Source organism: Kitasatospora cathayae, assembly GCF_027627435.1.
In the GTDB taxonomy this organism is placed as follows: Bacteria; Actinomycetota; Actinomycetes; order Streptomycetales; family Streptomycetaceae; genus Kitasatospora; species Kitasatospora cathayae.
In genome coordinates this window covers 7,270,927-7,297,546 of the sequence record NZ_CP115450.1, presented here as the reverse complement: position 1 = coordinate 7,297,546, position 26,620 = coordinate 7,270,927, and the positions used below count along the sequence as shown (strand labels likewise).

Annotated in this window: 29 protein-coding genes; 13 read left to right on the top strand and 16 right to left on the bottom strand. The window is 74.2% G+C overall.

Annotation, left to right across the window (positions count from 1 at the left end):
* Window positions 1-2: 2 nt before the first annotated feature.
* Entirely contained in the window at window positions 3-164 is a 162-nt protein-coding gene (locus O1G21_RS32980; RefSeq protein WP_270148831.1) for a hypothetical protein, read from the bottom strand.
* A gap of 746 nt (window positions 165-910) precedes the next feature.
* Between O1G21_RS32980 and O1G21_RS32975 the strand changes: the two genes are divergently transcribed.
* Entirely contained in the window at window positions 911-1,618 is a 708-nt protein-coding gene (locus tag O1G21_RS32975) for an aggregation-promoting factor C-terminal-like domain-containing protein (protein ID WP_270148829.1), read from the top strand.
* A gap of 205 nt (window positions 1,619-1,823) precedes the next feature.
* The gene (locus O1G21_RS32970; RefSeq protein ID WP_270148827.1) at window positions 1,824-2,828 is read left to right on the top strand and encodes a glycosyltransferase family 2 protein; all 1,005 of its coding nucleotides are present in this window, start codon (window positions 1,824-1,826) and stop codon (window positions 2,826-2,828) included.
* Window positions 2,829-2,835: 7 nt separating this feature from the next.
* Here the strand turns inward: O1G21_RS32970 and O1G21_RS32965 are convergent, their stop codons facing one another.
* Complete coding sequence (locus tag O1G21_RS32965) at window positions 2,836-3,456, bottom strand: hypothetical protein (RefSeq protein WP_270148825.1); 621 nt, start codon at window positions 3,454-3,456, stop codon at window positions 2,836-2,838.
* A gap of 121 nt (window positions 3,457-3,577) precedes the next feature.
* Here O1G21_RS32965 and O1G21_RS32960 point away from each other — a divergent pair, with 121 nt between their 5' ends.
* Window positions 3,578-6,511 (top strand): FAD-binding and (Fe-S)-binding domain-containing protein, encoded by a 2,934-nt coding sequence (locus O1G21_RS32960; protein WP_270148823.1) that lies wholly within the window; start codon window positions 3,578-3,580, stop codon window positions 6,509-6,511.
* On the opposite strand, the gene O1G21_RS32955 is transcribed toward O1G21_RS32960, so the two are convergent.
* Together O1G21_RS32955 and O1G21_RS32950 are read right to left on the bottom strand one after the other, a co-directional pair.
* On the bottom strand, window positions 6,512-7,018 hold the full coding sequence (locus O1G21_RS32955) for a hypothetical protein (RefSeq protein ID WP_270148822.1): 507 nt from the start codon (window positions 7,016-7,018) through the stop codon (window positions 6,512-6,514).
* Window positions 7,019-7,060: 42 nt separating this feature from the next.
* Window positions 7,061-7,642 carry a DUF1453 domain-containing protein gene (locus O1G21_RS32950; RefSeq protein WP_270148820.1) on the bottom strand — a complete coding sequence of 194 codons (582 nt, stop codon included), beginning with the start codon at window positions 7,640-7,642 and terminating at the stop codon, window positions 7,061-7,063.
* A 72-nt stretch (window positions 7,643-7,714) separates the two neighbouring features.
* Between O1G21_RS32950 and O1G21_RS32945 the strand changes: the two genes are divergently transcribed.
* Complete coding sequence (locus tag O1G21_RS32945; protein ID WP_270148818.1) at window positions 7,715-8,335, top strand: TetR/AcrR family transcriptional regulator; 621 nt, start codon at window positions 7,715-7,717, stop codon at window positions 8,333-8,335.
* 32 nt (window positions 8,336-8,367) lie between these two features.
* The gene (locus tag O1G21_RS32940) at window positions 8,368-8,778 is read left to right on the top strand and encodes a PaaI family thioesterase (RefSeq protein WP_270148816.1); all 411 of its coding nucleotides are present in this window, start codon (window positions 8,368-8,370) and stop codon (window positions 8,776-8,778) included.
* A gap of 45 nt (window positions 8,779-8,823) precedes the next feature.
* On the opposite strand, the gene O1G21_RS32935 is transcribed toward O1G21_RS32940, so the two are convergent.
* Both O1G21_RS32935 and O1G21_RS32930 read right to left on the bottom strand, forming a co-directional pair.
* A complete protein-coding gene (locus tag O1G21_RS32935) occupies window positions 8,824-9,276 on the bottom strand; it encodes a CBS domain-containing protein (RefSeq protein WP_270148814.1) in 453 nt (150 codons plus the stop codon).
* A 76-nt stretch (window positions 9,277-9,352) separates the two neighbouring features.
* Window positions 9,353-10,363 carry a slipin family protein gene (locus O1G21_RS32930; RefSeq protein ID WP_270148812.1) on the bottom strand — a complete coding sequence of 337 codons (1,011 nt, stop codon included), beginning with the start codon at window positions 10,361-10,363 and terminating at the stop codon, window positions 9,353-9,355.
* A 148-nt stretch (window positions 10,364-10,511) separates the two neighbouring features.
* Here O1G21_RS32930 and O1G21_RS32925 point away from each other — a divergent pair, with 148 nt between their 5' ends.
* On the top strand, window positions 10,512-11,285 hold the full coding sequence (locus O1G21_RS32925; protein WP_270148809.1) for a uracil-DNA glycosylase: 774 nt from the start codon (window positions 10,512-10,514) through the stop codon (window positions 11,283-11,285).
* 119 nt (window positions 11,286-11,404) lie between these two features.
* Here the strand turns inward: O1G21_RS32925 and O1G21_RS32920 are convergent, their stop codons facing one another.
* Window positions 11,405-12,283, bottom strand: coding sequence for a CHAD domain-containing protein (locus O1G21_RS32920; protein WP_270148808.1), 879 nt, complete (start codon window positions 12,281-12,283; stop codon window positions 11,405-11,407).
* A 208-nt stretch (window positions 12,284-12,491) separates the two neighbouring features.
* Here O1G21_RS32920 and O1G21_RS32915 point away from each other — a divergent pair, with 208 nt between their 5' ends.
* The 3 genes from O1G21_RS32915 (at window position 12,492) to O1G21_RS32905 (ending at window position 14,839) form a co-directional block, all read left to right on the top strand.
* Entirely contained in the window at window positions 12,492-13,163 is a 672-nt protein-coding gene (locus tag O1G21_RS32915) for a hypothetical protein (RefSeq protein WP_270148807.1), read from the top strand.
* A gap of 139 nt (window positions 13,164-13,302) precedes the next feature.
* On the top strand, window positions 13,303-14,109 hold the full coding sequence (locus O1G21_RS32910) for a DsbA family protein (protein ID WP_270148805.1): 807 nt from the start codon (window positions 13,303-13,305) through the stop codon (window positions 14,107-14,109).
* A gap of 82 nt (window positions 14,110-14,191) precedes the next feature.
* Window positions 14,192-14,839 carry a vitamin K epoxide reductase family protein gene (locus O1G21_RS32905; RefSeq protein ID WP_270148803.1) on the top strand — a complete coding sequence of 216 codons (648 nt, stop codon included), beginning with the start codon at window positions 14,192-14,194 and terminating at the stop codon, window positions 14,837-14,839.
* Between the two features lie 7 nt (window positions 14,840-14,846).
* Here the strand turns inward: O1G21_RS32905 and O1G21_RS32900 are convergent, their stop codons facing one another.
* From O1G21_RS32900 to O1G21_RS32885, 4 genes are all read right to left on the bottom strand, one after another.
* Window positions 14,847-15,347 (bottom strand): NUDIX domain-containing protein, encoded by a 501-nt coding sequence (locus O1G21_RS32900; protein ID WP_270148801.1) that lies wholly within the window; start codon window positions 15,345-15,347, stop codon window positions 14,847-14,849.
* Between the two features lie 105 nt (window positions 15,348-15,452).
* A complete protein-coding gene (locus tag O1G21_RS32895) occupies window positions 15,453-16,526 on the bottom strand; it encodes a serine hydrolase domain-containing protein (RefSeq protein WP_270148799.1) in 1,074 nt (357 codons plus the stop codon).
* A gap of 29 nt (window positions 16,527-16,555) precedes the next feature.
* Window positions 16,556-17,092: a GNAT family N-acetyltransferase gene (locus tag O1G21_RS32890; protein WP_270148797.1), complete on the bottom strand. Its 537-nt coding sequence runs from the start codon at window positions 17,090-17,092 to the stop codon at window positions 16,556-16,558.
* A 79-nt stretch (window positions 17,093-17,171) separates the two neighbouring features.
* Window positions 17,172-17,564 (bottom strand): ankyrin repeat domain-containing protein, encoded by a 393-nt coding sequence (locus O1G21_RS32885; protein ID WP_270148796.1) that lies wholly within the window; start codon window positions 17,562-17,564, stop codon window positions 17,172-17,174.
* A gap of 409 nt (window positions 17,565-17,973) precedes the next feature.
* On the opposite strand from O1G21_RS32885, the gene O1G21_RS32880 reads away from it, so the two are divergent.
* From O1G21_RS32880 to O1G21_RS32870, 3 genes are all read left to right on the top strand, one after another.
* Window positions 17,974-18,168 (top strand): hypothetical protein, encoded by a 195-nt coding sequence (locus O1G21_RS32880; protein ID WP_270148795.1) that lies wholly within the window; start codon window positions 17,974-17,976, stop codon window positions 18,166-18,168.
* 110 nt (window positions 18,169-18,278) lie between these two features.
* Window positions 18,279-19,892 carry a hypothetical protein gene (locus O1G21_RS32875; protein WP_270148794.1) on the top strand — a complete coding sequence of 538 codons (1,614 nt, stop codon included), beginning with the start codon at window positions 18,279-18,281 and terminating at the stop codon, window positions 19,890-19,892.
* Between the two features lie 277 nt (window positions 19,893-20,169).
* A complete protein-coding gene (locus tag O1G21_RS32870) occupies window positions 20,170-20,544 on the top strand; it encodes an RNA polymerase-binding protein RbpA (RefSeq protein WP_030279777.1) in 375 nt (124 codons plus the stop codon).
* Window positions 20,545-20,677: 133 nt separating this feature from the next.
* Here O1G21_RS32870 and fxsA read toward each other — a convergent pair whose 3' ends face one another.
* The 5 genes from fxsA to O1G21_RS32845 form a co-directional block, all read right to left on the bottom strand.
* A complete protein-coding gene (gene fxsA, locus O1G21_RS32865; protein ID WP_270148792.1) occupies window positions 20,678-21,256 on the bottom strand; it encodes an FxsA family membrane protein in 579 nt (192 codons plus the stop codon).
* Between the two features lie 55 nt (window positions 21,257-21,311).
* Window positions 21,312-22,952 (bottom strand): apolipoprotein N-acyltransferase, encoded by a 1,641-nt coding sequence (gene lnt, locus O1G21_RS32860; protein WP_270148791.1) that lies wholly within the window; start codon window positions 22,950-22,952, stop codon window positions 21,312-21,314.
* Window positions 22,953-23,063: 111 nt separating this feature from the next.
* Window positions 23,064-23,516 carry an N-acetyltransferase gene (locus O1G21_RS32855; protein ID WP_270148790.1) on the bottom strand — a complete coding sequence of 151 codons (453 nt, stop codon included), beginning with the start codon at window positions 23,514-23,516 and terminating at the stop codon, window positions 23,064-23,066.
* 42 nt (window positions 23,517-23,558) lie between these two features.
* The gene (locus O1G21_RS32850; RefSeq protein WP_270148788.1) at window positions 23,559-25,166 is read right to left on the bottom strand and encodes an amidohydrolase; all 1,608 of its coding nucleotides are present in this window, start codon (window positions 25,164-25,166) and stop codon (window positions 23,559-23,561) included.
* A gap of 31 nt (window positions 25,167-25,197) precedes the next feature.
* Window positions 25,198-25,638: an Lrp/AsnC family transcriptional regulator gene (locus tag O1G21_RS32845; protein WP_030058365.1), complete on the bottom strand. Its 441-nt coding sequence runs from the start codon at window positions 25,636-25,638 to the stop codon at window positions 25,198-25,200.
* Window positions 25,639-26,105: 467 nt separating this feature from the next.
* Between O1G21_RS32845 and O1G21_RS32840 the strand changes: the two genes are divergently transcribed.
* The gene (locus O1G21_RS32840) at window positions 26,106-26,603 is read left to right on the top strand and encodes a hypothetical protein (RefSeq protein ID WP_270148785.1); all 498 of its coding nucleotides are present in this window, start codon (window positions 26,106-26,108) and stop codon (window positions 26,601-26,603) included.
* Window positions 26,604-26,620: the final 17 nt, after the last annotated feature.

The following is a 26,620-nucleotide window of genomic DNA, read 5'->3' as shown; positions in this document are numbered from 1 at the left end:
CGCTACCGGCGGCGTTGAACGTTGATCGCGTGCCGCAGACCCGCGATGTCCCCGCAGGCGACAAAGGTCGAGGCCGCGTTGGCCTGGACGACGGGGACCAGGGCGAGGCCCAGGCCCAGAGCGAGGGAGCCGGCGAGGCTGCCCAGGCGCAGGGTGGCTTTCATTGAGGATCTCCTAGCTGGTGACTCGGGGCGGAGGACGGGACGGACCCGATGCCGTCGGCGCCGTCCTTGCGCTCGATCGCTCCCGCCTCTCGTCACAATCGGGTGACCTTCTGCCACGTGCAGTGTCCAGGCGGTGCGGTATCAGCGAATCCCGGCAGCGATTTTCGCGCCACATGGAGTGCGCCGATCGGCCACTCCTTGCCCGGGCCCCGGGCGTGCTGGATCAGTCACGCTGCGCCGAACACGGCCCCGCAAACGTGTGAGCCCGCCCACAAGGGGTTTCACAGCTACGACCCCGGATAGTGGGTTGCCTGCGCCGGGCACCCTTCCCACCGCCCCGGCCGCATCCGGACCGCGCCCGCCGTCGCCGCGCCCGGCCTGAAGAACCCAGGCCACCCGCCCTCACGCCCTCAGGTTCCGTCGTCGTCGCCCGCCCGCGACCCCCGGATGGACAATTCGGGCAAATCACCCAAACCACCCTCCGCGCCCGGCCGCGCCCTCCCCGCAGCCACTACCTGGCGTAGTAGCGAAGGCCTTTGCCACCCGTCCTCGGTCCTGCCAAGAATGGCCCGTCGCCAGGCAGCACCGGCCGGCCCCGTCCGCCGTGTGCAGCCCGCCCGCCCCGCCTCGCCGCCGGGGCGCCACGGCCGTCCCGGACGGCCGCGCGGGCCCCGCTCACCCGGAGCCCACGCGATGCCCGCCCAGTGCCCCCGGCACGGCCCCGACGGAAAAGGATCGCCCGCTCCATGCAGCTCAGCCATGCCCGCCGCAACTCCCTGATCACCGGCATCGCCACCCTCGTGGTCTCCGGTGCCGCCACCGCCGCGCTCGCCATCCCGCAGGTCGGGGGCACCACCGAGGCCGCCGCCCCGGCGGCCGCCGTCTCGGTGGACGGCAAGCCGGTCGGCGACCAGGGCCAGGCCGGCACCGCTGCCGCTGCCGAGAAGGCCGCCCAGGACGCCAAGGCCGCGCAGGACGCCCAGGCGAAGGCCCAGGCGGACGCCGACGCCCAGGCGAAGGCCCAGGCGGACGCCGCCGCCCAGGCGCAGGCCCAGGCCGCCGCCCAGGCGCAGGCCGAGGCCGAGGCGAAGGCCCAGGCGGACGCCAAGGCCCAGGCCGACGCCGCCGCCTCCCGCTCCCAGCAGCGCCAGGACCTCAACAGCTACTCCGGCACCCCGCAGCAGATCGCCGCGCAGATCGTGCCGGCCGGCCAGCTGCAGTGCTTCAGCAACATCGTGTACCGCGAGAGCAGCTGGAACCCGCTGGCCGTGAACGCCTCCTCCGGCGCCTACGGCCTGGTCCAGGCCCTGCCCGGCACCAAGATGGCCTCGGCCGGCGCCGACTGGCGCACCAACCCGGCCACCCAGATCAAGTGGGGCCTGAACTACATGAACAGCCGCTACGGCAGCCCCTGCGACGCCTGGTCGTTCTGGCAGGCCCACCACTGGTACTAAGCCGGCCCGGCCTTCACTCCGTACACGCCCCAGGCCCGCGACGCACTCCGCGTCGCGGGCCTCGCGGCGTTTTCGGTCGACGTGTGCACGCCCAGCAGGTGACGTGAAGATATGGCGCACGCTCGTACGATTTGCCGCCCTTGCCCTGAGTTACACGCCGTCAGCACTTTGCCACGGTTCGCGCGCCCTCTTACGCTCCGGCGTCATGCCCTCACCCCTGATCAGCGTCGTGCTCCCCGCCTACGACCAGCACGGACAACTCGCCGACTGCCTGGACTCGCTGCTCGCCCAGTCCCTGGCGAACGTCGAGGTGATCGTGGTCGCCGACCGCTCCCCCGAGACCGCGGGCGGGCTCGCCGACGCGTTCGCGGCCCGGCACCCGCAGGTGTCGGTGCTGCACCTGAACGCGGCGGTCGGGGTCGGGGTGAGCCGGAACGCGGGTGCGGCGCGGGCCTCCGGCGACTACCTGCTGTTCCTCGACGCCGACCACCTGCTGCCCCGGGACGCCCTCCAGGCGCTCGCCGACCGGCTCGAGCAGACCGGCCCGGTGGACGTCCTGCTGTTCGGCCACTCCCGCCACCACAACGACCGGGACTGGCCGGGCGGCGCCGAGGCGCTGCTCGCCGAGGTCGGCCCGGAGGCGTTCGCCCCCTTCGACCACCCGGAGCTGTTCGGCGCCCCGCCGCTGGTCTGGGACCGGCTCATCCGCCGCGGCCACTGGGAGGAGCTCGAGCTCGCCTTCCCCGTCGGCCGGTACGAGGAGATCCCGGTCGTGCACGCCGCACTGCTGGGCGCCCGGAAGGCCGCCGTGCTGGCGCGCGAGTGCGTCCAGCTGCGCCGCCGGGAGACCGTCCACCCGGCCGGCGGCCCGGGCAGCAGCGTCTTCGACCTGTTCGAGCAGTACGAGCGCAGCTTCGCCCTGCTGGAGGACCAGCCCCACCTCTACGCGGTGCGCGACGCCCTGTTCGTCCGGATGATCCGGCACTACCTGTTCGTCTTCGACCTCGCCGGCTGCGTCTCCCGGGCCGAGCGGCCGCAGTTCTTCCACCGGGCCGCCGAGCACCACCGCCGCTTCATGCCGCCCGGCCACCGCAGGCCGGGCGGCCGCGAGGGGATCAAGTTCTCCCTGCTGGCCGGCGGCGCCTACCCGGCCTTCGAGGTCGCCAAGCTCTCCCACATCGCCCGCGGCACCCTCACCGGGCGCAAGTAGCCGCTTCTCAGGCGTGCGCGGTGCCGCCGTCCGCGGCCATCGCGGCGGCGATCCGCCGGGCACGCTCGGCCCACACCTCGGCGGGCAGCGGCGGCAGCACGTCCATCCACAGCGGCAGGGTGGAGCCGCGCAGCTGCGTCAGGCCCTCGGGCCGGGCGATCAGCCACAGGTGCAGGTGAGCGGCGCCGTCGCCCCAGCGGTTCACGTGGACCCGGCCGATACCGCCCAGCGACAGCACGGTCCGCTCGACCCGCTGGAGCATCGGGCCGAGCTGTGCGGACAGCTCGATCGGCAGGTCCAGCAGGTCGTGGTGGGCGCGCGGCTGGAGCAGCAGGGCGGCGGGCAGGCCGGTCGGCTGGTCGGTGCCGCTCAGGCGCCAGTGCTCGTCGGTCCACAGGAAGTCGGAGTCCGGGCGGGCGCACTGCTGGCAGCTCTCCGGACCGTCCTCGCCCTGGCGGGGCGGCTCGGGCAGTTCCGGCTCGCGCAGCCGCCGGACGGTCAGCTCGCCCTCGTACGGGAAGATCTCCCAGGACGGCGCGCCGTCCGCCGGGACGGGCAGCGGCTCGCCGATCGGCAGCCGGGCGAGGTAGGCGTCGGGGCCGGCCGGGTCCGCGGGATCGTTGATCATGAGTGCCGAGGGTGTCACAGGACACCCCGTCGGCGGAAGCCCCGTCGTGCCCGGTACCCATGCGGCGCCCCGGCTGCGATCATCGGCGGAGCCGCTGCCGCACCCGCCCGGGAGGTCCCTGGTGAGCCGTCCGTCCGCCGACCCCGGGGCCGAGCTGGCCCGTGAGCTGGCCGCCGTGCTGCGCGGGGAGGTCCGCTTCGGCGCCGCCGAGCGCACCGTCTACGGCCACGACGCCTCCAACTACCGGCACTTGCCGCTCGGTGTGGTCAAGCCCGCCGACCTGGACGACGTGCGCACCGCGCTGGCGCTGTGCCGCCGGTACCGGGTGCCGGTGGTGGCGCGCGGGGCCGGGACGAGCATCGGCGGGCAGGCGATCGGCCCGGGCGCGGTGGTGCTGGACTTCCGCCGCCACCTCGGCTCGGTGCTGGAGATCGATCCGCAGGCCCGCACCGCGCGCGTCCAGCCCGGCACCGTGCTGGACGACCTCCAGCGCGCCGCCAAGCCGTACGGGCTGCGCTTCGGCCCGGACCCGTCCACCCACAGCCGCTGCACGATCGGCGGCATGATCGGCAACGACTCCTGCGGCTCCCACTCGCTCGCCTGGGGGCGCACCGCCGACAACGTGGAACGGCTGGAGCTGCTGCTCGCGGACGGCACCGAGCTGACCGTGGGCGGGCGGCTGACCGCCGCCGAGCGCGCGGCGCTGCGCGAGCTGCCCGGCCCGCTCGGCCAACTCCACACCCGGCTCCAGGAGTTCACCGACCGCAACCTCGCCGTCATCCGGCAGGGCATGCCCCGGTTGCCGCGCCGCACCTCCGGCTACCCGCTGGACGCGCTGCTGCCCGAGCACGGCCACCACCTGGCCCGGGCGCTCACCGGCACCGAGGGCACCTGCGCGCTGCTGCTGGGCGCCACCGTCCGGCTGGTCGAGGATCCGCCGGTGCGCGCCCTGGTGGTGGCCGGTTACCCCGACGAGGGCGCCGCCGCGGACGCCGTCCCGGCGCTGCTGCCGTACGGTCCGCTGACCGCGGAGGGCATGGCGGCCGACCTGATCGCCGCACTGCTGGCGGCCGGCCCGCGCCCGCCCGCGCTGGACCGGCTGCCCGCGGGCGAGTGCTGGCTGTTCCTGGAGGCCGGCGGCACCACGGCGCTGGAGGCCTACCAGGCCGCCCGCCGACTGGCCGACGCGGTGCGCCGGGAGCGCTCGGCCACCGTCGCCCTGGTCACCGACCCGGTCGAGCAGCGCCAGCTGTGGGCCGTCCGGGAGGCCGGCGCCGGGATCGTCACCCGGCTGCCCGGCGGCGGCGAGGCCTGGCCCGGCTGGGAGGACTCCGCCGTCCCGCCCGAGCGGCTCGGCGACTACCTGCGGGACCTGCGCGCCCTGCTGCGCCGGCACGGCCTGCGCGGCGTCCCGTACGGGCACTTCGGCGACGGCTGCGTGCACCTGCGGATCGACTTCCCGCTGGACGAGCCCCACGGGGTGCTGGTCTTCCGGGAGTTCCTCGAGCAGGCCGCCGATCTGGCGGTCTCCTACGGCGGTTCGCTCTCCGGCGAGCACGGTGACGGGCAGGCCCGGGCCGAACTGCTGCCGCGCATGTACCCGACCGAAGTCATCGGCCTGTTCGGCGAGTTCAAGCGGATCTGGGACCCGGAGAACCTGCTCAACCCGGGCGCCCTGGTGGACCCGCGCCCGCTCGACGCCGACCTGCGCTTCGTCACCGCCCCGCGCCGACCGCTGCCGCTGGCCCTGCCGTACGAGCGGGACGGCGGGAGCCTGGTCAAGGCGGTGCACCGCTGCGTGGGCGTCGCCAAGTGCGTGGACCCGACCACCGGGGTGATGTGCCCGAGCTACATGGCCACCAGCGAGGAGCGGCACTCCACCCGAGGCCGGGCCCGGCTGCTCGCCGAGATGCTGCGCGGGCTGACGGCGGATTCCGGCCGCCGGACCGGGGAGGCGATCCCGGACGGCTGGCGCTCGGCGGAGGTGCGGGAGGCGCTGGACCTCTGCCTGAGCTGCAAGGGCTGCGCGAGCGACTGCCCGGTGCACGTCGACATGGCGACCTACAAGACCGAGTTCCTGTACCAGCACTACCGGCACCGGCCGCGCCCGCTCGCCCACTACTCGATGGGCTGGCTGCCGCTCTGGCTGCGGGCGGTCGCGCTCGCGCCGGGGGCGGCCAACACGCTGGTCCGCTCCCCGGCCGGCGCCCTGCTCAAGCGGCTCGGCGGGATCGACCGGCGCCGGGTGCTGCCGGTCTTCCCACCCGAGACCTTCACCCGCTGGTACCGGCGGCACCGCGCAGCCCACCCCGCCCCGGTGGACGCGCGCCCGGTGCTGCTCTGGCCGGACACCTTCTCCAACCACCTCCAGCCGGACGTGCTGCGCTCGGCCGTCGAGGTGCTCGAGCACCTGGGCTTTGACCCTCGGCTGCCCGACGGGCCGGTGTGCTGCGGCCTCACCTGGTACTCCACCGGCCAACTCGGCACCGCCCGCCGGGTGTTGCGGCGCAGCCTGGGCACGCTGGCGGCCGCCGGGCTCCCGGCCGACACCCCCGTGATCGGCCTGGACCCCAGCTGCACCGCCACCCTGCGCGAGGACCTGCCCCGACTGCTCGGCGCCGACGGCCGCCCGCTCTCCGAACGGACCCGCACCTTCGCCGAGTTCATCGACGAGCTCGCCCCGGACGCCCCGCTCCCCCGGATCCGGCGGGAGGCCGTCACCCAGACCCACTGCCACCAGCACTCGGTGCTCGGCAGCGCGGCCGACCGCCGGGTCGAGGCCCGACTTGGCCTGCAGAACCGGGTGTTGGACTCCGGCTGCTGCGGGTTGGCGGGCAACTTCGGCTTCGAGCGGGGCCACTTCGAGGTGTCCGAGGCGATCGCCGAGCGGATCCTGCTGCCCGAGGTCCGGGCGGCCGGGCCCGACACCGTGCTGCTGGCGGACGGCTTCAGCTGCCGCACCCAGATCGCCCAACTCGCGGACGGCCGAAGGGCGCTGCACCTGGCAGAACTGATCGCCCGTGAGCTGCGGACCGCCGCCCGGCCGACCGACTGACTACCCGTGCCCGGCGAGGAACGCCCCGGCGTGCGCCGCGGCCTCCTCCCGGCTCAGGTGCCCGACCACCGCCCGGCCGCTCTCCCCGTCGGCACCCGTGGCCGTCCAGAGCCAGCCGCCCGAGTCCTCGTCCCGGACCAACTCGGCGGTTCCACCGAACAGTTCGAGCGAGTCCGGCCGGGCCGCCGGGCGGCTGACGGCCTCCGGCCACTTCTTCCGGGCGCCCTGTCGGGTGATCCCCCAGGCCGCGCCCAGTTGTTCGTAGCTGGCGCCGTAGGAGCCGGCGGTGGCGGCCGCGGTCGCGGTGAGCCGCTTGACCTCGGCGTCCACCAGCTTCCAGGCGGACAGCACGGAGAGGGCGACCTCGACCGGCTCCGCGTCCCACATCCGTTCCTCGGGCAGCCCGGTCGCGCGGGAGCGCACGGCGGCGGCGAGGGGGTTGAGCGCTTCGAGGAGGGCCTTGGCCAGCTCCCTGTGCTCCTCATCGGTGATCTCCACGGTCGTCATGGCGACAACTGCAGTTACCAACTCGGACTTCGACAACCATTGTTACCGGCGGTCGAATCGGTCCGAGTCCCGCTCCGAGCCCCGGTCCGAGCCGCGACCCAGCCCACGGAACAGGGAGCCCAGGTCCCGCCCCCCGAAGGGTGAGTTCGAGTCCCGGCTCTCGGGCGCGAAGGGAGTCCCGGAGGTGAGCGCGCGGTAGCCCACCACCAGGGCCTCCCCCAGGAAGCCGACGCCGATCGACAGCTGGACCGGGCGGGCGTCCGACGCCAGGCCATGGTGCTCGGCGAGCATCGCGAAACCCGCCATCAGGGCCAGCGAGATCGCCGCCGCCAGGAACGTCCAGCCGGTGTAGCGCTGCCACAGCACCCCCTCGCGCTCGTAGACCCGGATGGTGGCGCCGCGGGCCACCCCGAACGCGGTGCCGAGCACGGCTCCCGCCCCGATCCAGACGTAGTCGCCCGCGCCGAGGCCGCGGTGCTGCGAGAGCGCCCACAGGCCCAGGCCGGTGAGCACCACCGGCGGCACGAGCAGGTCCCGTGGGTTCAGCGGTTCGCCGCGCAGCCGCCGGACCACCACCACGACCACCACGGCGGCGATCAGCGCCACGTGCACCCAGTTGTTCATCCCTGCTCCCCGGATTTTTATAGCTCGACCGTGCTAAATCAGAATTTAGCTCGTCCGTGCTATAACGGCAACATGCCGAAGATCGTCGACCCCGTGGAACGCCGCCAGGCCGTCGCGGACGCCGTCCTGCGCGTCGCGGCCAGGGAGGGCCTGGAGCGCGCCTCGCTGCGCAACGTCGCCGAGGAGGCCGGACTCGCCATCGGCTCGGTACGGCACTACTTCGCCGGCAGCTCCGAGCTGATGATCTTCGCGATGCAGGAGCTGGCCCGCCGGATCGACGCCCGCATCCGCACCCACGCCCGCGTCCTGCTCGACCCGGACCCCGGCCCCGGCACCGACCGGCGCGAACAGACCGTCGGGCTGCTCGCCGAGACCCTCCCGCTGGACGCCGAGCGCCGGGAGGAGTCCGCGCTCTGGCTCTCCTTCGTCACCGCCGCCCGCACCCGGCCCGAACTGCTGCCCCGCGCCGGCGAGCTGCAGGCCGGCCTGGACGCGCTGGTCCGGCGCGTCCTGGTCGAGATGGAGCGTTCCGGCGCCCTGCTCCCCGGCCTCGACCTCGACCTCGAGACCCGCCGCCTCTCCGCCCTGCTGGACGGCCTCACCCTGCAGGGCGTCCAGCACCCCGACCTGGTCGGCCCGGACGAGCTGCGCGCGGTGCTCCGCCGCCACCTGGACACCCTGACCACTTCCTGACACCGCACCAACGCGCTTGGCACAATGGCCGGATGACCCTCACCCCCGCCGAGGCGGACAAGATCCTGGCCGACGACTTCGCTCCCTGGGTACAGGCACTCGGCCTGTCCACCGTGGAGACCGGCGCGCGGCACGCCGTACTGCGGCTGCCCTGGTCCGAGCAACTCGCCCGCGAGGGCGGCGGGTTGTCCGGCCAGGCGCTGATGGCCGCCGCCGACACCGCCTGCGTGGTCGCCCTCTCGGCGGCCCGCGGGGGCTTCGCGCCGATGACCACCGTCCAGCAGTCCACCAGCTTCCAGCGCGCGGTCAGCGGCCGGGACGTCCTGGTCCACGCCGTGGTCACCAAGCTCGGGCGGCGGATCGCCTTCCTCGACATCACCCTCACCGCCGAGGACGCCGAGGAGCCCGCCGCCCGCGCCACCACCGTCTACGCACTGGGGTGACCGGTCCCGCGGGCGGGACCGGTCACCCCAGGGCATCGGGCCGGATCAGCCCTGCAGCGCCTCCCTCTTGGGCGGCTCCTCCGCGCACACCGCCGTCACGAACTCCGCGAGCCGCGCCTGCGGCAGCCCGCGCGCGATGTCCGCCTCACTGATCATGCCGACCAGCTTGTGCTCCGGGTGGTTGATCACCGGCAGCCGGCGGACCTGGTACTGCTCCATCACCCGCAGCACCTGCTCGCAGTCCTCGTCCGCCTCCACCGTCATCGGCCGCCCGAGCGCCAGGTCGCCCGCCGTCACCTGGGCCGGATCCCGCCCCTCCGCGACGCAGCGCAGCACGATGTCGCGGTCGGTCACGATGCCCACCAGTTTGTCGTTCTCCCCGCAGATGGGCAGCGCGCCCACGTGCCGTTCCCGCATGATCCGGGCGGCGGCGGCGAGCGTCTCGTGCTCGCGGACGCACTCCGCGCCCTGATGCATGATGTCGCTGGCTTTGGTCATGGTCCGCCTCCTGACCTGGCTTGCTTCCTCTCGTCCATCGTGGTCCGGGCCGATGCCGCACGCCACCGGGCACCCGTCAGGGCGTCGCCTCCGGCTCCGGGCGCTCCTCCACGCCGGCTTTCCCGTCCCCCTCCACCGACCCGCCCTCCAGGTCCGTGCCCTGCAGTGGCGAATGGGACAACAGCTCCTCCAGCGGCGGGAGTTCGCGCTTTGGCTGCTCGCGGTCGAGCTCCGGCTCGGGCACCTCCCCGCTCTCCACCGCCTGCTCCGCGGACTTCGCCCCGGCGGCGACCGCGGCGGCCGCCAGCAGATCCCGCTGCTGGGACTCCGTCGCACTGTCCAGGAAGCGCAGCAGCTCCACCGGGAACGGCAGCACCAGCGTCGAGTTCTTCTCCGCCGCCACCTCCACCACGGTCTGCAGCAGCCGCAGTTGGAGTGCCGCCGGGGTCGCGCTCATCACCGCCGCCGCCTCCGACAGCCGCTCCGAGGCCTGGTACTCACCGTCCGCCGTGATGATCCGCGCCCGCCGCTCCCGCTCGGCCTCCGCCTGGCGCGCGATCGAGCGCTTCATCGACTCCGGCAGGGCGACGTCCTTGATCTCCACCCGGTCGATCTGGATGCCCCAGCCCAGCGCCGGACTGTCGATCATCAACTCCAGCCCCTGGTTGATCGGTTCGCGGTTGGCCAGCAGGTCGTCCAGCTCGCTCTTGCCGATGATCGACCGCAGCGAGGTCTGCGCGACCTGGGAGATCGCGAAGTTGTAGTCCTGGACGTTGACCGTCGCCTTCACGGGGTCCTGCACCTGGAAGTAGACCACCGCGTCCACCCGCACGGTCACGTTGTCCCGGGTGATGCCCTCCTGCGCCGGGATCGGCATCGTCACGATCTGCACGTTCACCCGGCGCAGCCGGTCCGCGATCGGCATCAGCGCGACCAGCCCCGGCTGGCGGATCTCCTCGCGCACCCGCCCGAAGCGGAACACCACGCCCTTCTGGAACTGCTGGACCACCCGGATGCTCAGCCCCGCCCAGACCGCCCCCAGCCCGACCAGCCCCCCGAGGGCCCCCAGCACCGCATCGACGATCATCGCGGCCTCCTCGCGGCCTCCGCGCACACCCACGCCTCCGGCCACCGCCGACCGGACCGGACCGGGGGCCGCCGGAGCAACTGATTCCACGCTACGCCTGCCCGACGCAGGCCGGGACGAACGGTCCGACGGCCCTAGGATCGGGGCCATGCAGCTGGTCCCCGCCGACGACCCAAGCCACCCCCGCCACCCCGCCGAGGCCGCCGCCCGCGCCACCGGACTCGCGGATCTGGACCGCGTCGTCACCGGCTGCCGAGCCTGCCCCCGGCTGGTCGAATGGCGCGAGCAGACCGCCCGCACCAAGCGCCGCGCCTACCAGGACTGGGACTACTGGGCCCGTCCCGTCCCCGGCTTCGGCCCGCCCGACGCCCCGCTCGTCCTGGTCGGCCTCGCCCCCGCCGCCCACGGCGCCAACCGCACCGGCCGGATCTTCACCGGCGACCCCTCCGGCGACCTCCTCTACGCGGCCCTCTACGACCTCGGGCTCGCCAACCGCCCCGAGTCCGTCCGCCACGGCGACGGCCTGGAACTGTACGGCGTCCGGATCACCGACCCGGTCCGCTGCGCCCCGCCCGACAACAGGCCCAGCACCGCCGAACGCGACACCTGCCGCCCCTGGATCACCCGCGAGATGCAGCTGCTGCGCCCCACCGTCCGGACCGTCGTCGCCCTCGGCGGCTTCGCCTGGCAGGCGATGCTGCCGGTGATCGCCGACGCCGGCTGGCTGGTCCCGCGCCCCCGCCCGGCCTTCGGCCACGCCGCCCGGGTCACCCTCCCCGCTCGCGACGGCGGCCCCGACCTGCGGCTCTACGGCTGCTACCACGTGAGCCCGCGCAACACCAACACCGGCCGCCTCACCCCCGCGATGCTCCGCGAGCTGCTCCGCGAGGCGGCCCTCTCGGCCGGGCTCCACCCCCGGTAGCGGCCGGTCTCCCGTCGAACCGTCGGATGGCGGCGATCCCGCCGTCCACCGGCAGCGTCACGCCCGCGCCGGTGTGGTGCCGAGGCCTCGGGTGAGCGCGAGCGGTCGACCACCACGCCCTAACCGAACCGCGCCAGCTTCCGCTTCTCCGCCCCCGCCCACACCTGCGCCAGCCGCTCGCGCGCCGCCTGGGCCGCCGCCAGCTGGCCCGCGTAGAGCACGCCGTAGGCGAAGGGCTCGCCGTCGGTGGCCGCGCGGTCGGCCAGGGCCGCGGCGGCGACCACCGCGTCCTGGTGTTCGCCGAGCACCTCCTGGACGGCCTTCATCCGCTCCGCGTAGCGCTCCGCCGCCGCGCCGACCGCGGGGGCCGCGGTCTCGCCGGCGTAGCGGGCGCGCTTGGCGGCCTTGCGGGCCTCGTGCAGGGCCCGGTCGCGGTCCTCCGGGCCCGCCGCCAGTGCGGTGTGGACGCGGTCGGCCGTGCGGCGCTGCTCGCGGGCGGCGGTGCGGGAGAGCTCGGGGGCGGCTGCCCGGGCGGCCCGGGGGCGCAGCGGCGGGTCGGTGACCAGGGCGGTCAGGGCGGCGGCGATTGATCGGCGGCGGGGGCTGTCGAGGGCGGCGACCACTTCGGGCCACACCCGGCGGTACTCGGCCTCGCCCCACCGCTCCAGCGCTTCCGCGACCCGTTCCGGTGCGCAGCCGGCGGGCAGCTCGCGGGCCCGGGCGGCCAGCCGTTCGGCGAGCACCTCGCGGTCCCGGGCACGGCCGAGCGCGGCGCCCAGCCAGCGCAGATCGGCGACCAGGGTGTCGGTGGCGCCGGGGGCGAGGAGGCCGCGGAAGGTCTGCAGGGCGCTGCGCAGCCGCCGGCAGGCGACCCGCATCCGGTGGACCGCGTCGGGTTCGTCCGCCCGGACGGCGTCGTCCAGTCCGGCCAGCTCGACCGCCTGGGCCTCGATGCGGTCGAGCAGTACCTGTCCGACCGTGGTTTCGGGCCTCGCCATGGCTGTGCACCCCCTCGTCGGGGTCGCCGGGATGCTTTCCAGGGTAGGGCCTGGCTCTTGGGTTTTGTCGGGCCGGACAAGGACCCAGGCCCTCGTCGCGTGGCGGCGGCTGTCGACCTCGGGCCGGCCTGAGGGGGCGTCACTCGAACGCCGTATCCGTACGCGCTCTCGTGCCCGGTGTGAGGGGCATGGCATACTCCGGGACGTGATGACCTCCACCCATGCGACCAGGGCCCTGCGGGCCGCGGTGTTCACCGCGCTCGCCGTGCCGATGGCCGCGCTGGGTCAGGTGGTCATCACCGGTCGCCCGTTGCCGGTGTCGCTGGTGGCCACGGCGAGCGCCGTCGTGTTCCTGGTCGCGGCCGTGCTGGCCGGCGGGGAGCGGCGGCTGCTGCACATCACCGGGGTGATGGTGCCGGTCGAGCTGCTGCTCAACACCACCTTCAACCTGGGCCAGACCGGCTGTGGACCGGTCCTGTCCGAGCACGTGTCCGCGCGCGGGGTGAACCTGCTGGTCTGCGGCGGCGGTTCGGTGGACAGCTCGCTGCTGGGCGGCCCGCTGGGCCACGCCGGGCAGTTGGCGCCCGCCGCCACCCAGCTGCTGCTGCTGGCCGTGCACCTGGTGATCGCACTGGCGGCCTCGGCCTGGCTGCGGCTGGGCGACTCCGCGCTGTCCGGCCTGGCCCGGGCGCTGCGCGCGCTGCGCCAGTCGGTGGCCCGCCCGCTGCGGGCGCTGCTCGTCCTGCTGCTCCCCGCCCCGGTGCGCCCGGTGCTGCGGGTGCCCCTGCCGGTGTCGGACCGCGAGCGGCCGCGCCGCGAGGACGTGGTGCTGAGCCCGGCTCCCCGGCGTGGTCCGCCGGCCTTCGCGCCTGTCTGCTGAGCGCGTACCCGCTTCCGTAAGCACGGTTCCCGTACGCCCGCAGGCAGTGCGCACGACTCCCGCGTCACTTGCCCCGCCGCACCCGCGTGTGCGGCCACCCGCGCGCACCCGCGCGCCGCGTACAGGAGTTGACTTCCCCATGGCTCAGGACAAGAACAAGAAGCGCATCAGCGCCCGCGAGCGGATTCAGGAGGCGCAGCGCCGCGAGCAGCAGGCCGCCAAGCGCCGTCAGCGGATCGTCGTGTCGGTCTCCGCGCTCGTCGTGCTCGCCCTGGCGGGCGGTGTGGCGCTCGCGATCGACACGGGCTCGAAGAACGACGACAAGGCCGCGGCGGCCGCTTCCGCGGCCCCGCTGGTCGTCCCGGCCAACGCCACCGGCCAGGACGGCACGGTGATCACCTACGGCAAGGCCGACGCCCCGCACACCATGGAGGTGTACGAGGACTTCCGCTGCCCGGTCTGCAAGCACTTCGAGGCGGCGAACGGCCAGACCGTCAAGGAGATCACCCAGGACGGCCAGATCAAGGTGGAGTACCACCTGGCCGCCTTCCTGGACAAGAACCTCGGCGGCAAGGGCTCGCGCACCGCGCTGGCCGCGGCCGGTGCCGCGCTGAACGAGGGCGTGGACAAGTTCAAGGCGTTCCACGACGTGCTGTACGCCAACCAGCCGGACGAGCGCGAGGACGGCTTCGGCGACGTCAACCACCTGCTGGACCTGGCCGGCCAGGTGCCCGGGCTGAAGACGGACGCCTTCGTGAAGGCGGTCACCGACCGGACGTACGCGCCGTGGGCGGCGAAGGTGGCCGAGGCCTTCAACAACAGCCAGGTGACCGGCACCCCGACGATCAAGGTGGACGGCAAGCCGATCAACCTGTTCGCGGGCAACGCCCCCGCGTCTGCGGAACAGTTCACCGCCCAGGTCAAGCAGGCCGCCGGCCTGCAGTAGGCCGGTCCGCACGACACCACCGGCCCGGCCGAACTCCCGGCCGGGCCGGCCCCCTCCCAGCCAGCCACCGGAGTGTGCTGTCATGACCGCGACCACCGTGCACCTCTCCCGTCCCGCTCCCGACGCCGCCGACCGGGGCCCGATCGGCGCGAGCCGGGCCCTCGCCCTGCTGTTCCTCCTCGGCGGACTGGTCGGCCTCGTCGCCTCGGCCGTACTGACCTTCGACAAGCTCCGCATCCTGGAGAACCCGTCCTACGTCCCCAGCTGCAACATCAATCCGATCATCAGCTGCGGCTCGGTGATGCGCACCGAGGAGGCCACGGTGTTCGGCTTCCCGAACTCGCTGCTCGGCCTGGCCGCCTTCGGCGCGCTGGCGGCGATCGGCGCGGGACTGTTGGCCGGCGCCGGGTACCGGCGCTGGTTCTGGCTGGGCCTGCAGGCCGGGACCACCCTGGGCATCGTGTTCACGCACTGGCTGATCGACCAGTCGCTGTACGGCATCGGCGCGCTGTGCCCCTACTGCATGGTGGTGTGGGCGACGACGGTGGTGCTGTTCTGGTACACCACCCTGCACAACCTGCGCACCGGCGTGATTCCGGTCGGGCCGAGGATGCGGACGGTCGTCCGGGAGGCGGCGCGCTACCACTGGGCACTGCCGGTGCTCTGGGCGGCGGTGATCGCACTGATGGTGCTCAACCGGTTCTGGTACTACTGGAGCACCCTGGTCTGACGTGCCGTCAGCCGACGTACCCGGCCGAGTGCAGCAGCGCGGCGGCGCCGGTCCGCCGGGCCTCCAGGGCTCCGGTGAGCCGGCGCGCCGCGCAGGGGTGCAGCAGGGCGGCCGCCCGGGCGGGGGTGAAGTAGCCGTGTGCGGCGATCTCCTCCGCCTGGAGCCGGACCACCGCCCCCGGCTCGACCGCACCGCCGTCGAACATGAAGTGCACGGCCGGGTGGGCGTGTTGGCCCTGGTCGGGGATCGCCTCGCGCCACTCCACCACCAGCAGCCGCAGGTCACGGGCCACCAGTCCGGTCTCCTCGTACAGTTCCCGGGCCGCGCACTCGGCGGGACCCTCCTCCGGGTCCATCCCGCCGCCGGGGAACTGCCACTGGTCGCGGTAACTGGCCTTCAGCAGCAGGATCTTGCCGTCCTGACCGGTGAGCAGCACGCTGCAGCCGATGTAGGCGCGCACCATCCGGGAGAGCCACTCCTCCTCCGAGAGTGCCCAGGTGTCCGTCATCGCGCCTCCTTCGCCGACTGCCTTCCGTCGCGGCCACTCTGCCCAATCGCCGCTCCGTGAAAGGTGGTTCGTGCCTAATCCACCCGATCGGGTGCTACCGGGCCCTCATCCGAAGACCGCCCACCGGAAGGCGTTGCGCAGGTCGGTGAGCGACTGGGTGACCCGGCTGTGGTGCACCTGGTTGGTGAGCAGCAGGGCCCAGCGGCCGAGTCGGCGGGAGACCCAGATGCCGGTGCCGGTGAAGCCGTAGTGGACGAAGGTGCCCTCGGCGGGTTCGGTGCCGGGGGCGTACAGCCAGGACAGGCCGCGGGCGGGCGTGAGGCCGCCGGTCTGCTCGCGCAGCGAGGCGGTGATCCACGGCTCGCCCCAGGGGAGTTGGGGCGGCGGGGCGAGCAGGGCGGTGAGGAAGCGGGCGAGGTCGCGGGCGGTGGAGAAGGCGCCGGCGTTGCCGGAGACGCCGCCGAGCAGCCGGGCGGAGGGGTCGTGCACGACGCCGCGCAGGTGGGCGCCGCTCGCCTCGTCGTACTCGGTGGGCGCGGTGCGGGCGGTCGCCGAGCCGTCGAGCGGCCCGTAGCGGGTGTCGGTCATGCCGAGCGGCCGCCAGGCCCAGCGCGCGGCGAGTTCGTCCAGCCGGGCTCGGCCGAGGTCCTCGACCAGGTAGCCGAGCAGCACGGCGGCGCGGTCGGTGTACTCGACGGCCGCCCCCGGCGCGCGGTGCAGCGGGGCGGTGATCACCCCGACCCGGATCGCCGCGGCCGCCCGCCCGTAGAGCTGCTCGAAGCGGGTGTACGGGAGCATTCCGGCGGTATGGGCGAGGAGTTGACGGACCGTCACCGCACCGGCCGGGTGTCCGGCGGCGGGCGGCCACCAGCCGCCGAGCGGTTCGTCCAGCGGCAGCCGGCCGGACTGCCACAGCACCCCGGCGCACGGCCAGAGCGAGACGATCTTGGTGAGGCTGGCGAGGTCGTACAGCGTGTCCGGCCCGGGGGCGAGCCGTGCGTACGGGCCCTGCCCGAGCGTGCCGTGGCTGCCGCCGCCGAGCGTGCCCCGAGCGTCGCCGACGGCCCAGACGGCGCCGGCGCCGGCGGTGCGGGCGCCGTCCCGGACCAGTCGGTCCAGCTCCCCGCCGGGCCCGGCCAGGGCGGGGAGCCGTTCGGCGTCGGGCGGTCGGTGGCTCACCCCGGATGTCTACCCGGCGCGCGCACCGCTCAGACCGCCGCCGTTCGGACCGCCGGCGCCGTCGGGAGTTCCTTGCCGAGGCAGATGCTCTGCGGGTGGTCCTTGTAGATGCCGAACTTGCGGATCGCCGCGTAGCCCTCGGAGCCGTACAGCGCGATGGCCTCGGGCTGTTCGGTGCCGGTCTCCAGGATGAAGCGGGTGCGCCCGGCCGCCACGGCGGTCTCCTCCAGGCGGCGCAGCACCGCCCGGGCCAGGCCCCGGCCGCGGGCGTCGGGGATCACGAACATCCGCTTCAGCTCGGCGTCACCGTCGCGCAGCCCGTCCGGGCCGGCCTGCTTGGCCCGCCAGCCTCCGCAGGCGACCGGGCGGCCGTCCAGGTAGGCGATCATGAACAGGCCGGCCGGCGCCTCGAAGTCCTCCGGGTGCAACACGGTCTCGTCCGGGTCGCCGTAGCGGCGGACGTACTCCTGCTGCACCTCCGCCGACAGGGCCTGCGCATCGGGGTGGGCGTACCCGGTGATGCGGAACTCGACGGTACCGGTGTCCCGGGTGGCGGTGTTCTCCATGGTTGGAGAGCGTACGGCGTCGAGGGCCCGGCGTGCGGGGCGGGTCGGATCAGGCCGGCCCCGCACGCCGGGCCCCGACTCAGCGGCCCTCGAACCGGGCCAGCAGCTCGGTCTTGCCGAACATCGCGGCGGCGTCGACGGCGGACGGGACGCCGACCTTCGGGTCGGCGCCGCCGGCGAGCAGGGCGTCGACGACGTCCGCGCTGCCCTTGAAGACGGCTCCGGCCAGCGGGGTCTGGCCCTTGTCGTTGGCCCGGTTCGGGTCGGCGCCGCGCTGGAGCAGGGCTTCGACGGTGGCCGCGTGGCCGTGGTAGGCGGCGAGCATGACCAGGGTGTCGCCGCTGCCGTTGGTGAGGTCCGCGGAGACGCCCGCGTCGACGGCGGTGGTCAGGGTCGCGGTGTCTCCGGACCGGGCGGCGTCGAAGAGCTTCCCGGCGAGCGCGATCACCTCGGCGTCGGGGGCGTCGGTCATGGTGGACTGCCTTTCTGGGGGCTGGCGAGGGCTCGTGCGTACGCACCGTAGCGGTCGGCGCCGGACCGGGCCAGCGGGCGTCCGGAATCCGGATGACGGCCGCGCCGGGAGCGGGACGCGGTACGACCTGCGGCCGCGCGCGTCGCGCCGCCGTTCGAGCGAACTTCCGGGACCCCCCGGAAGCTTCCCACCCACGCCCCGGGAATGCCTCGCGGCACCGAATCCACGCGGCAGCCATGCGACACCGGGCCCTCACCCGGGCCGGTTCGCATACCTCCGTCCGGCCTCCCCCGGGCGGTACCGAGCGGCAGAACCACCCGTTTGCACCGTTCCATCATCTATTACTTTTTGTCACGATAAGGGCACTTTAAGTAACGCTGCCCCCCGTCCCCTTCCCGAGGAGCTGAACGTGGTTCTCAATGTCTCCGCGCTCGTCCTGTTCGGCACCGTCGCCTTCCTGTTCTTCCGCAGAGACGGCCTGAAGATGTCCCACGCCATCGTCTGTGCCCTCTTCGGCTTCTACATCGCCGGCTCCTCGATCGCCCCGAGCATCACCGCGGGCGGTGCCAGCCTGGCGAGCCTGCTCGGCGGCATCAAGTTCTAGGTGCCGCCACTCCCCTACGGCCCGGGCGCGGATCCCACCGCCCGGGCCCCGTCGTACCACGAGCAGTCCCCCCTCACCCCACCCGTCCCACTCGACCGGGGAGTCACGGAATGCCGCTCCACCGCCATCTCGGCAAGCGCCGAGAGATCGCCCGAACCGTCGGGGACCACGCCACCGACATGTTCGCCCCGCTCGCCCTGATCGGCCGCGGGCTGCGCCACCACGCCGGCTGGGCCTGGGACCGCTGGCAGGCCACCCCGCAGGAGCGCCGCGGCCCGACGCTGTTCCTGTCCGCCGCAATGATGATCGGCATCTACCTGCTGCCGCACGGCCTGCTGTTCGCGCTGATCGCGCTGATGGCCAGCGCCGCCTGGGCCGGCCGGGCCCCCAAGGCCGCGCCCGCCCCGCCCCCGCCCGACGTGGCCGACGTCAAGCTCGGCGCGCTCTACTCGGCGCTCACCCCGTACCTGTGCGGCCCCGAGGACACCAACCCGCTCTACCACTTCGAGGGCAGCTACAAGAACGCCTTCGGCTCCTGGGAGTTCGACGGCGAGGGCCGGCTCTCCCGGCTGGAGCTGAGTTACCCCGCGTACTTCACCGACACCGAGCCGACCGCCCGGGCCCGGATCGAGCAGGTCGTCCAGGGCAAGGCCGGGCGGGCCCGGGAGTACCGCTTCGACTGGGACGAGGAGTCCAACCGGCTGCGGATCACCGCGCTCGCCCCGCTGCCCACCGATGTCGTCGCCCAGCGCTTCGTGGCCGCCCCGGGCGAGATCGTGCTCGGCTTCACCGACGAGGACGGCACCGCCCGCACCATCCCGGTCACCCAGGGCGGCACCATCACCCAGCAGCCGCCGGTGATCTGGCGCACCGGCCCGCGCTCCTCCGAGCCCCACCTGCTGGCCCTCGGCATCACCGGCTACGGCACCTCCAGCCTGATCCGCTCGATCGCGCTCCAGGCCCTCCCGTACGCCGACCTGGTGGTGATCGACGGCGCCGGGACCGGCGAGCACGCCTGCCTGGTCAACCGGCCCGGCGTGCACACCGTGGAGACCAGCCTGCACGGCGCGCTGGCCGCGCTGACCTGGGCCGCCCAGGAGACCGAGCGCCGGCTCGCCGCGCTGAACGCCGCCCGGCACACCGGCGCCACCCCGCCCGAGGACGTCACCCGGCCGCTGTGGCTGCTACTGGACCACCCGACCGAGCTGGGCGAGCTAGCCCACGCGGAGGGCCGCCCCGACCCCCAGGACCTGCTGGAGCTGCCGCTGCGGCACGGCCGGGCCGCCCGGGTCACCGTGGTGATCGCCGACGACGTCGAGGCCCGGGACCGGATCACCCCGACCGTCCGCGCCACCACCCGGGCCAGGGTGCTGCTCGGCCCGGCCGGGCCCGAGGAGGGCCACGCCGCGCTCGGCGCGCCGCTGGACATCGTGCCCGCCGCGCAGGCCCCGGTCGGCCGCGGCTACGCCCGGATCGGCAACGGCACCCCGGTCCGGCTCCAGGTGCCCGCCACCGTCGACCCGCTCGACGAGGACGCCCCGGCCCAGCTGCGGGACGCCGTGATCGCCCTGCTGCCGCACCGCGACAGCCGGACCGAGCCCGCCCCCGCCGCACCGCCCCGCCCGGACCGTCCGCCGGTGATTCCGGCCGACGCCACCCTGCCCTCGCACCCGGTCGAGCTCGGCAAGACCGAGCCGATGATCCGTTCCCGACCGATCTCCTGATCGCGCGGGAAGCGGGGTCGGCGGGCACCGCGGAATCCCCTGCCGGTAGGCTCGTCACAGAAAGTCCGCACGATCACCAGATGTGAAATAGGTGACACCTGGGGTGATATCAGCGGCCAGATGTGACAAATCGGGCGCCGGTGGGTACAAACAGGGGCGGCACAACAGACGACGCATGTCCCGGGACGGGAATCTTCGTCGGAAGCCGAGCGTTGACCGAACGACGAAGAACAGCGACCACTAGTCCTGTGGGCCATAAGCCCGGGAGGCACGATTCATGAGCGAGCGAGCTCTCCGCGGCACGCGACTCGGGGCCACTAGCTACGAGACCGACCGTGGTATCGATCTGGCTCCCCGCCAGACCGTCGAGTACGCATGTCAGAACGGACACCGATTCGAGGTTCCTTTCTCGGTCGAGGCGGAGATCCCCCCGGTGTGGGAATGCCGCTTCTGTGGCCAGGAGGCGGCACTTCTCGACGGTGACGAGCCGGAGGAGAAGAAGGTCAAGCCCACGCGCACCCATTGGGACATGCTGATGGAGCGCCGGACGCGCGAGGAGCTGGAGGAGGTGCTGGCCGAGCGGCTGGCCGTGCTCCGCTCCGGTGGGATGAACCTCGCGGTGCACCCGCGGGACACCCGCAAGAGCGCCTGACACATCTCGCTCCCGCCGCGTGCGGGAGGACGCGAAAAGGGACCCTGGTGACCAGGGTCCCTTTCGCGTTGTCCGGGGCCGTACGTTCGCGTTGTCCGGGCTCGTTCCGCGTCGTCCGGCGCCGTACGGCGGCTCAGCCGTCGATCGGCGGGCGGTAGGTGGTGTCCGGACCCTGCGGACCGCGCGGGCCGGCCTCGGGGTCGACCACCTCGCCCTGGATCACCTTGCCGTCCGGGCGGTGGATGCGCAGCTGCTCCTGCAGCCGCATCGCGTCCGCGAACGGGTCGGCGCCCACGGGGGAGGCGCTGCGCACCGCCTTGTCCGCGACCCGGCGGCCGACGGCCCGCCACAGCGCCCGGGTGGGCGGGAACAGCAGGGTCAGGGCGACCAGGTCGGACAGGAAGCCGGGGATGATCAGCAGCAGCCCGGCCAGCACGGTCATGCTGGTGCCGGTCTGCGGCTGCTGGGACTGCGGGTTCTTGCTCTGCTCGACCGCCGCCGACAGCGCCCTCAGCCCGGCCCGCTTGATCAGCGAGCCGCCGATCACCCCGCCGGCGATGAGCAGCAGCAGGACGGCGAAGCCGCCCAGCCAGGAGCCCACCAGGACCAGCAGCCAGATCTCCAGCACCAGCCAGGCGGTGATCAGCAGCGGCAGCACCCGGCGGAGCCTGCTGCGCGGGACCGGACGGGTGGGCGTAGCTTGCTGGGTCACGGTACGAATCCACTCCAAGCGGTGCTCTGCGCGCCGCACGGGAGGTCCGGGCCGGCTACGGCACCACCTGGTTCAACGATTCCCCGGTGGCCGGTGTTCCGACCGCGCTCTTCCGACGGCGGCCCACCAGGACGGCGGCGCCGCAGGCCAGCAGGCCGCCGATCGCCAGCGTCCACTCCGGGGCGGCGCCGACCCGGTCGGCCACCGTGGTGCCGTCGCGCAGCGGGACGGTGGCGGACAGCTCGGCCCGGGTCAGCTCCGCGGTGCGCTGCTCGACGGTGCCGTCCGGGGCGATCACCGCGCTGATGCCGCTGGTGGCGGCGATCAGGACGGCCCGGCCGTGCTCGACCGCGCGCAGCCGGCTCATCGCGAGCTGCTGCTCGGGCTGGCCGGTCTTGGCGTAGGTCGCATTGTTGGTCTGGACCACCAGAACGCGGGCGCCGCTGTCCACGGTGTCCCGGACGATCTCGTCGTAGGCCACCTCGAAGCAGATCACGTCGCCGATCTTCGCCGGGCCGAGCTGCATCACGCCGTTGTGGTCGCCGGGGTAGAAGTCGCGGGCGACCCGCTGGAGGCGGGTGACCACCTTCATCAGCTGGGCACGGAACGGCACGTACTCGCCGAACGGGACGGGGTGCTGCTTGGTGTAGGAGGCGCCGGGGCCGGTGACCGGGTCCCAGACGATTCCCTCGTTCTGGACGTGCTGCGCGTCCGGGCCGTCCACCAGGGTGCCGACCAGGGTGGGCACGCCGACCGCCTGGACCGCCTCGTCGATGCGCTGACGGGCCAGCGGGTCGCTGAACGGGTCGAGGTCGGAGGAGTTCTCCGGCCAGATCACCACGTCCGGGCGCGGGGCCCTGCCCATGCTGATGTCGTAGGCCAGGCGCTCGGTGGCCGTGGCGTGGTTGTTGAGGACCATCATCGGGCGGCCGAGGAAGTCCATGCCCGGGTTCGGCACGTTGCCCTGGACGACGGCGACCTTGACGGTGTCCGTCGCGGCGGTGGGCACCGGGACGAGGTAGCCGGCCAGCAGCGCGGCCACCGCCCCGAGCGCCGCCAGCGCCGCCGCCCTCGGCGCCCGGCCCGGCCCGCGCAGGCGCAGCGCGGCCCAGGCCAGCAGGGTGCCGGAGAGGGCGACCGCGAAGGTCACCAGCGGCGCGCCGCCGATCGCGGCCAGCGGGGTGTACGGGGTGGCGGTGTTGGCGAAGGCGAGCCGGCCCCAGGGGAAGCCGCCGAGCGGCAGCCGGTCACGCGCCCACTCCTGGGTGACCCACAGGGTGGCCGCCCAGAGCGCCCAGCCGGGCAGCCGGGAGGTGAGCGCCAGCGCGCCGCCGAGCAGGGCCAGGAACAGCGCCTCGACGACGGACAGCCCGACCGTGGCGTCCCAGCCGACCACCCGCAGCCAGCTGAGCAGCATCAGGAAGAACGGGAAGCCGAAGGCGAAGCCCGTCCAGGCGCCCTGACGGAAGGTGCGTCCGCGGGTGAGCAGCGAGAGCGCGGCGACGCCGAGCAGCGACAGCGGCCACAGGTCGTACGGCGGGAAGGCGAGCGCGAGCAGCAGGCCGGCCAGTGCGGCGAGGCCGGTGCGCGGCAGCCCGGCACGGACCTTGGCGAGCGCGCGGGCGCCGCGGCCGGGCTTCGGGGCCGGGTCCTGTGGCTCGGGAGCGGTCCCGGACCGCTCCTGGGTGACGGGCATGGCCACCGGCGCACCATCTTCCTGGGGCTTGCTGTTCGGACGCTGTGCGAAGAAGGTACCCCGGAACGTCGGGGAGGCGTGAGGTGAGGGTGGTAGGGCCCGGCCGGGCGGTCAGCGCTCGGCGTAGACGAAGCGTCCCAGCGGCCAGTGGCCGGTGAGCCAGGCGGAGACCGCGCGGTACAGCGGGGCGTCCAGCTCGGCGCGGTCGGCGCGGACCCAGGAGCTGACCGAGACCACGGACGGGTCCTCGCGGTCCGGGTGGACGTAGACGCAGCCGATCACCTCGTCGCGGTCCGGCTCGAGGACGGTGTAGGTGAAGCCCCTGCGGGCCTCGAAGTCGGCGGCGTGGCGGCGCAGGTCGGCGAGATTGCGCTCGAGCGGCATGCCGTCGGCCGGCGGCCAGCTGCGGCCGGCCCAGCCGGGGGTGGCGCGGATGTGCTGGATGCTGCTCGTCCAGGCGGCGAGGTCGGAGGCGTTGTGCTGCTCGCCCAGGGGCTCCAGGCGGAACTCCGGGGCGAGCAGCTCGCGCGGGACGGTGAAGTCCGCGGGTACCAGGTCGGTCATGGTGGTCAACCTATGAGGCCGGGGCCCGCGCCCTCATCCGGTTTACCGCTGGTACACGGTCCGCCCGCGGACCACCGTGCGCAGGCAAAGGGGCAGTTCGCGGCCGGGGGTGAGGTCGGGCAGGCCGGGGGTGCCGGAGCGCGGGTCGGTGGACCAGCCGGCCACCCGGGAGTCGGGGGCCTGGACGACCAACTCGTCGGCGGCCCAGATCGCGTAGTTGGCGACGGCTCCGGGCACCAGCACGCCGTCCTGGTCGCGGCCGATCGCGCGCCAGCCGCCGCGGGTGTGGGCGGTGAAGGCGGCGCGGACCGAGATCCGGTGCTCCAGGGTCTGGTGGAAGGCGGCGGCGCGGACGGTGCCCCAGGGGTCGAGCGGGGTGACCGGGGCGTCCGAGCCGAAGGCCAGCGGGACGCCGGCCCGCAGCAGCGCGGCGTACGGGTTGAGGCCGGCGGCCCGCTCCGCCCCGAGGCGCCGGACGTACATGCCGTCCGGGCCGCCCCAGGCCGCGTCGAAGGCGGGCTGGACGGAGGCGGTGAGGCCGAGCTCGGCGAAGGCGGCGATGGCCTCGTCGTCCAGCGCCTCGGCGTGCTCGACGCGGTGGCGCAGCGCCCTGACCCGGTCGGCGCCGACTCGCTCGCCGGCCGCGCGGACGCCCTCGAGCACGGCGGTGACGGCCGCGTCGCCGATGGCGTGGAAGCCGGCCTGCAGCCCGGCCTCGGTGCAGGCGGCGACGTGGTCGGCGACCTGCTCGGCGGTCAGGTAGGCGGTGCCGGTGTGCTCGGCGTCGGCGTAGGCGGCGTGCAGGCAGGCGGTGTGCGAGCCGAGCGCGCCGTCCACGAAGAGGTCGCCGCCGGCGCCCACCGCAGCGAGCTTGCGGGCAGTCTCGACACCACCCAACTCGCCCCAGTAGCCGAAGACTTCGGGGCCTTCGCCGTCGGCGGCGAGGGCCAGCAGGGCGGTCAGGTCGGCCTCGGAGGAGATCTCCGGGCCGGCGCACTCGTGCAGGGCGCCGATGCCGAGTTCGGCGGCGCGGGTCAGGGTGGCGCGCTGGGCGCGGCGGCGCTGCTCGGGGGTGAGGTGGGCGAGCGCGGTCTGCCGGACGGCGTGGTGTGCGTCCTTGGTGAGCGGGCCCTCGGCGTCGTGGCCGGGGCGCTCGGCGAGGCCCTCGGTCAGGGCGCGCAGCGCGGTGGTGGCGAGCGCGGAGTGCACGTCGGTGCGGGAGAGGTAGAGCGCGGCGCCGCGGGCGGCGGCGTCGAGTTCGGCGAGCGTGGGCGGGCGGCCCTCGGGCCAGCCGGTCTCGTCCCAGCCGTGGCCGATCAGCACGCCGCCGGTCTCCGGCTGGGCCTCCACGAAGGCGGTGACGGCGGCGAGGGTGGCGGCCAGCGAGGGGCTGCCGGTGAGGTCGAGGCCGGTGAGCGCCAGTCCGGTGGCGGTGGCGTGCACGTGGGCGTCGACGAAAGCGGGGGTGACCAGCGCCCCGTCCAGCTCGACGATCTCGTCGGCGGTGGTGGCGTACGCCTCGGCGGCGCCGTCGCTGCCGACCCAGGCGATGTGCCCGCCCTCCACGAGCATCGCGGTGGCGAAGGGGTCGGCGGGGCTGTAGACGGCGCCGCCGCGCAGCAGGACGGTTCGTGGGGTGCGTTCGGTCATGCCGCTAAGTCTGCACCCCTCCCGTTCCTGGTCAGAGCTTCGGGGGTCGGGCCTCGTAGGGGGTGGAGAGCACGACGGTGGTGCGGGTGGAGACTCCGGCGGCGCTGCGGATGCGGGCGAGCAGGTCCTCCAGGTCGCCGGGGGCTCCGACGCGCACCTTGAGGATGTAGTTCTCGTCGCCGGCGACGCTGTGGCAGGCCTCGATCTCGGGCAGGCCGGCCAGGCGGTCCGGGGTGTCGTCGGGAGCGCTGGGGTCGAAGGGCTTGACCGAGATGAACGCGGTCAGCGCCAGGTCGACGGCGTCGGGATCGATGATCGCGGTGTAGCCGCGGATCACCCCGCGCTGCTCGAGGCGGCGCACCCGCTGGTGCACCGCCGAGGTGGACAGGCCGGTGGCCTTGCCCAGGTCCGTGTAGCTCATCCGGCCGTCTTCGAGGAGCAGCTGGACGATGCGTTGGTCGAGATCCTCCACAGTGCGCAAACCTACCCGGTCGGGAGCGCGGGGGCGTACGTGGTGGCGACCGCCCCGAGCCGAAGGGCGCGCCGGCGCCGAAAGCGACGAGCGACGAGCGAGGAACGAGCGTGGGAGCGAGAAACGTCGGCGCCGGGTCAAGAGCGCACGGAGGCGAGCGGGCGGATCACCGCCCCGAGCCGAAGGGCGCGCCGGCGCCGAAAGCGACGAGCGACGAGCGAGGAACGAGCGTGGGAGCGAGAAACGTCGGCGCCGGGTCAAGAGCGCACGGAGGCGAGCGGGCGGATCACAGTGGGCTTGCAGGTGTCACACGGGCATTTGCCGGGTGAATGTGGCGGGCGGTGTGTCCAAGGACACACCCGGTGCATCACGGTGCACGACTCCGCAGGGTTATGAGCCCGGACGGCAGGGAAGTGCTGGTTGTGGCCCTGAGCGACCACGCCGGGCCCGATCCTAGGGGGATCCTCATGCCTGCTACTGACCAGCGCGTGCTGGCCACCGACGAGACCGACGATCTGACCGGCCGCGACGACCTCGCGGTCGACCACGCGCCGGGCGGCGACCCCGGCGACGCCGAGAGCTGGGACATCTTCCGGGTCCACTGCCCCGAGTGCCGTCGCCCGATCGCCCTGGTGGCGGACGAGGAGCGGTTGCCGCAGCACGCGCTGCTGCCGACCGCCTGGAACCCCTTCGCCCCCGCGATCTGCCCCGGTTCGGGCACGCCGACCGACGACCTGGCCGAGGTCGAGGCCCCCGAGGACGCCCGACCGTCCAGGTTCGACGCGCTGTTCAAGCTCCCGAGCGGGCTCGACTGGCGCACCCAGCCGTTCTCGCACGCGCTGGTGCACCGCCCGGTGCGCAGCGCGGCGGCGGCCGCCGCCCCGGCCAAGGCCGGGCGAGCGGTCGCCGGGGCCGTGCCGCTGGCCACCATCCCGGAGCAGCGACGGCGCCTCGCCCGACGCTGACTCCCGCCGCCCGCAGG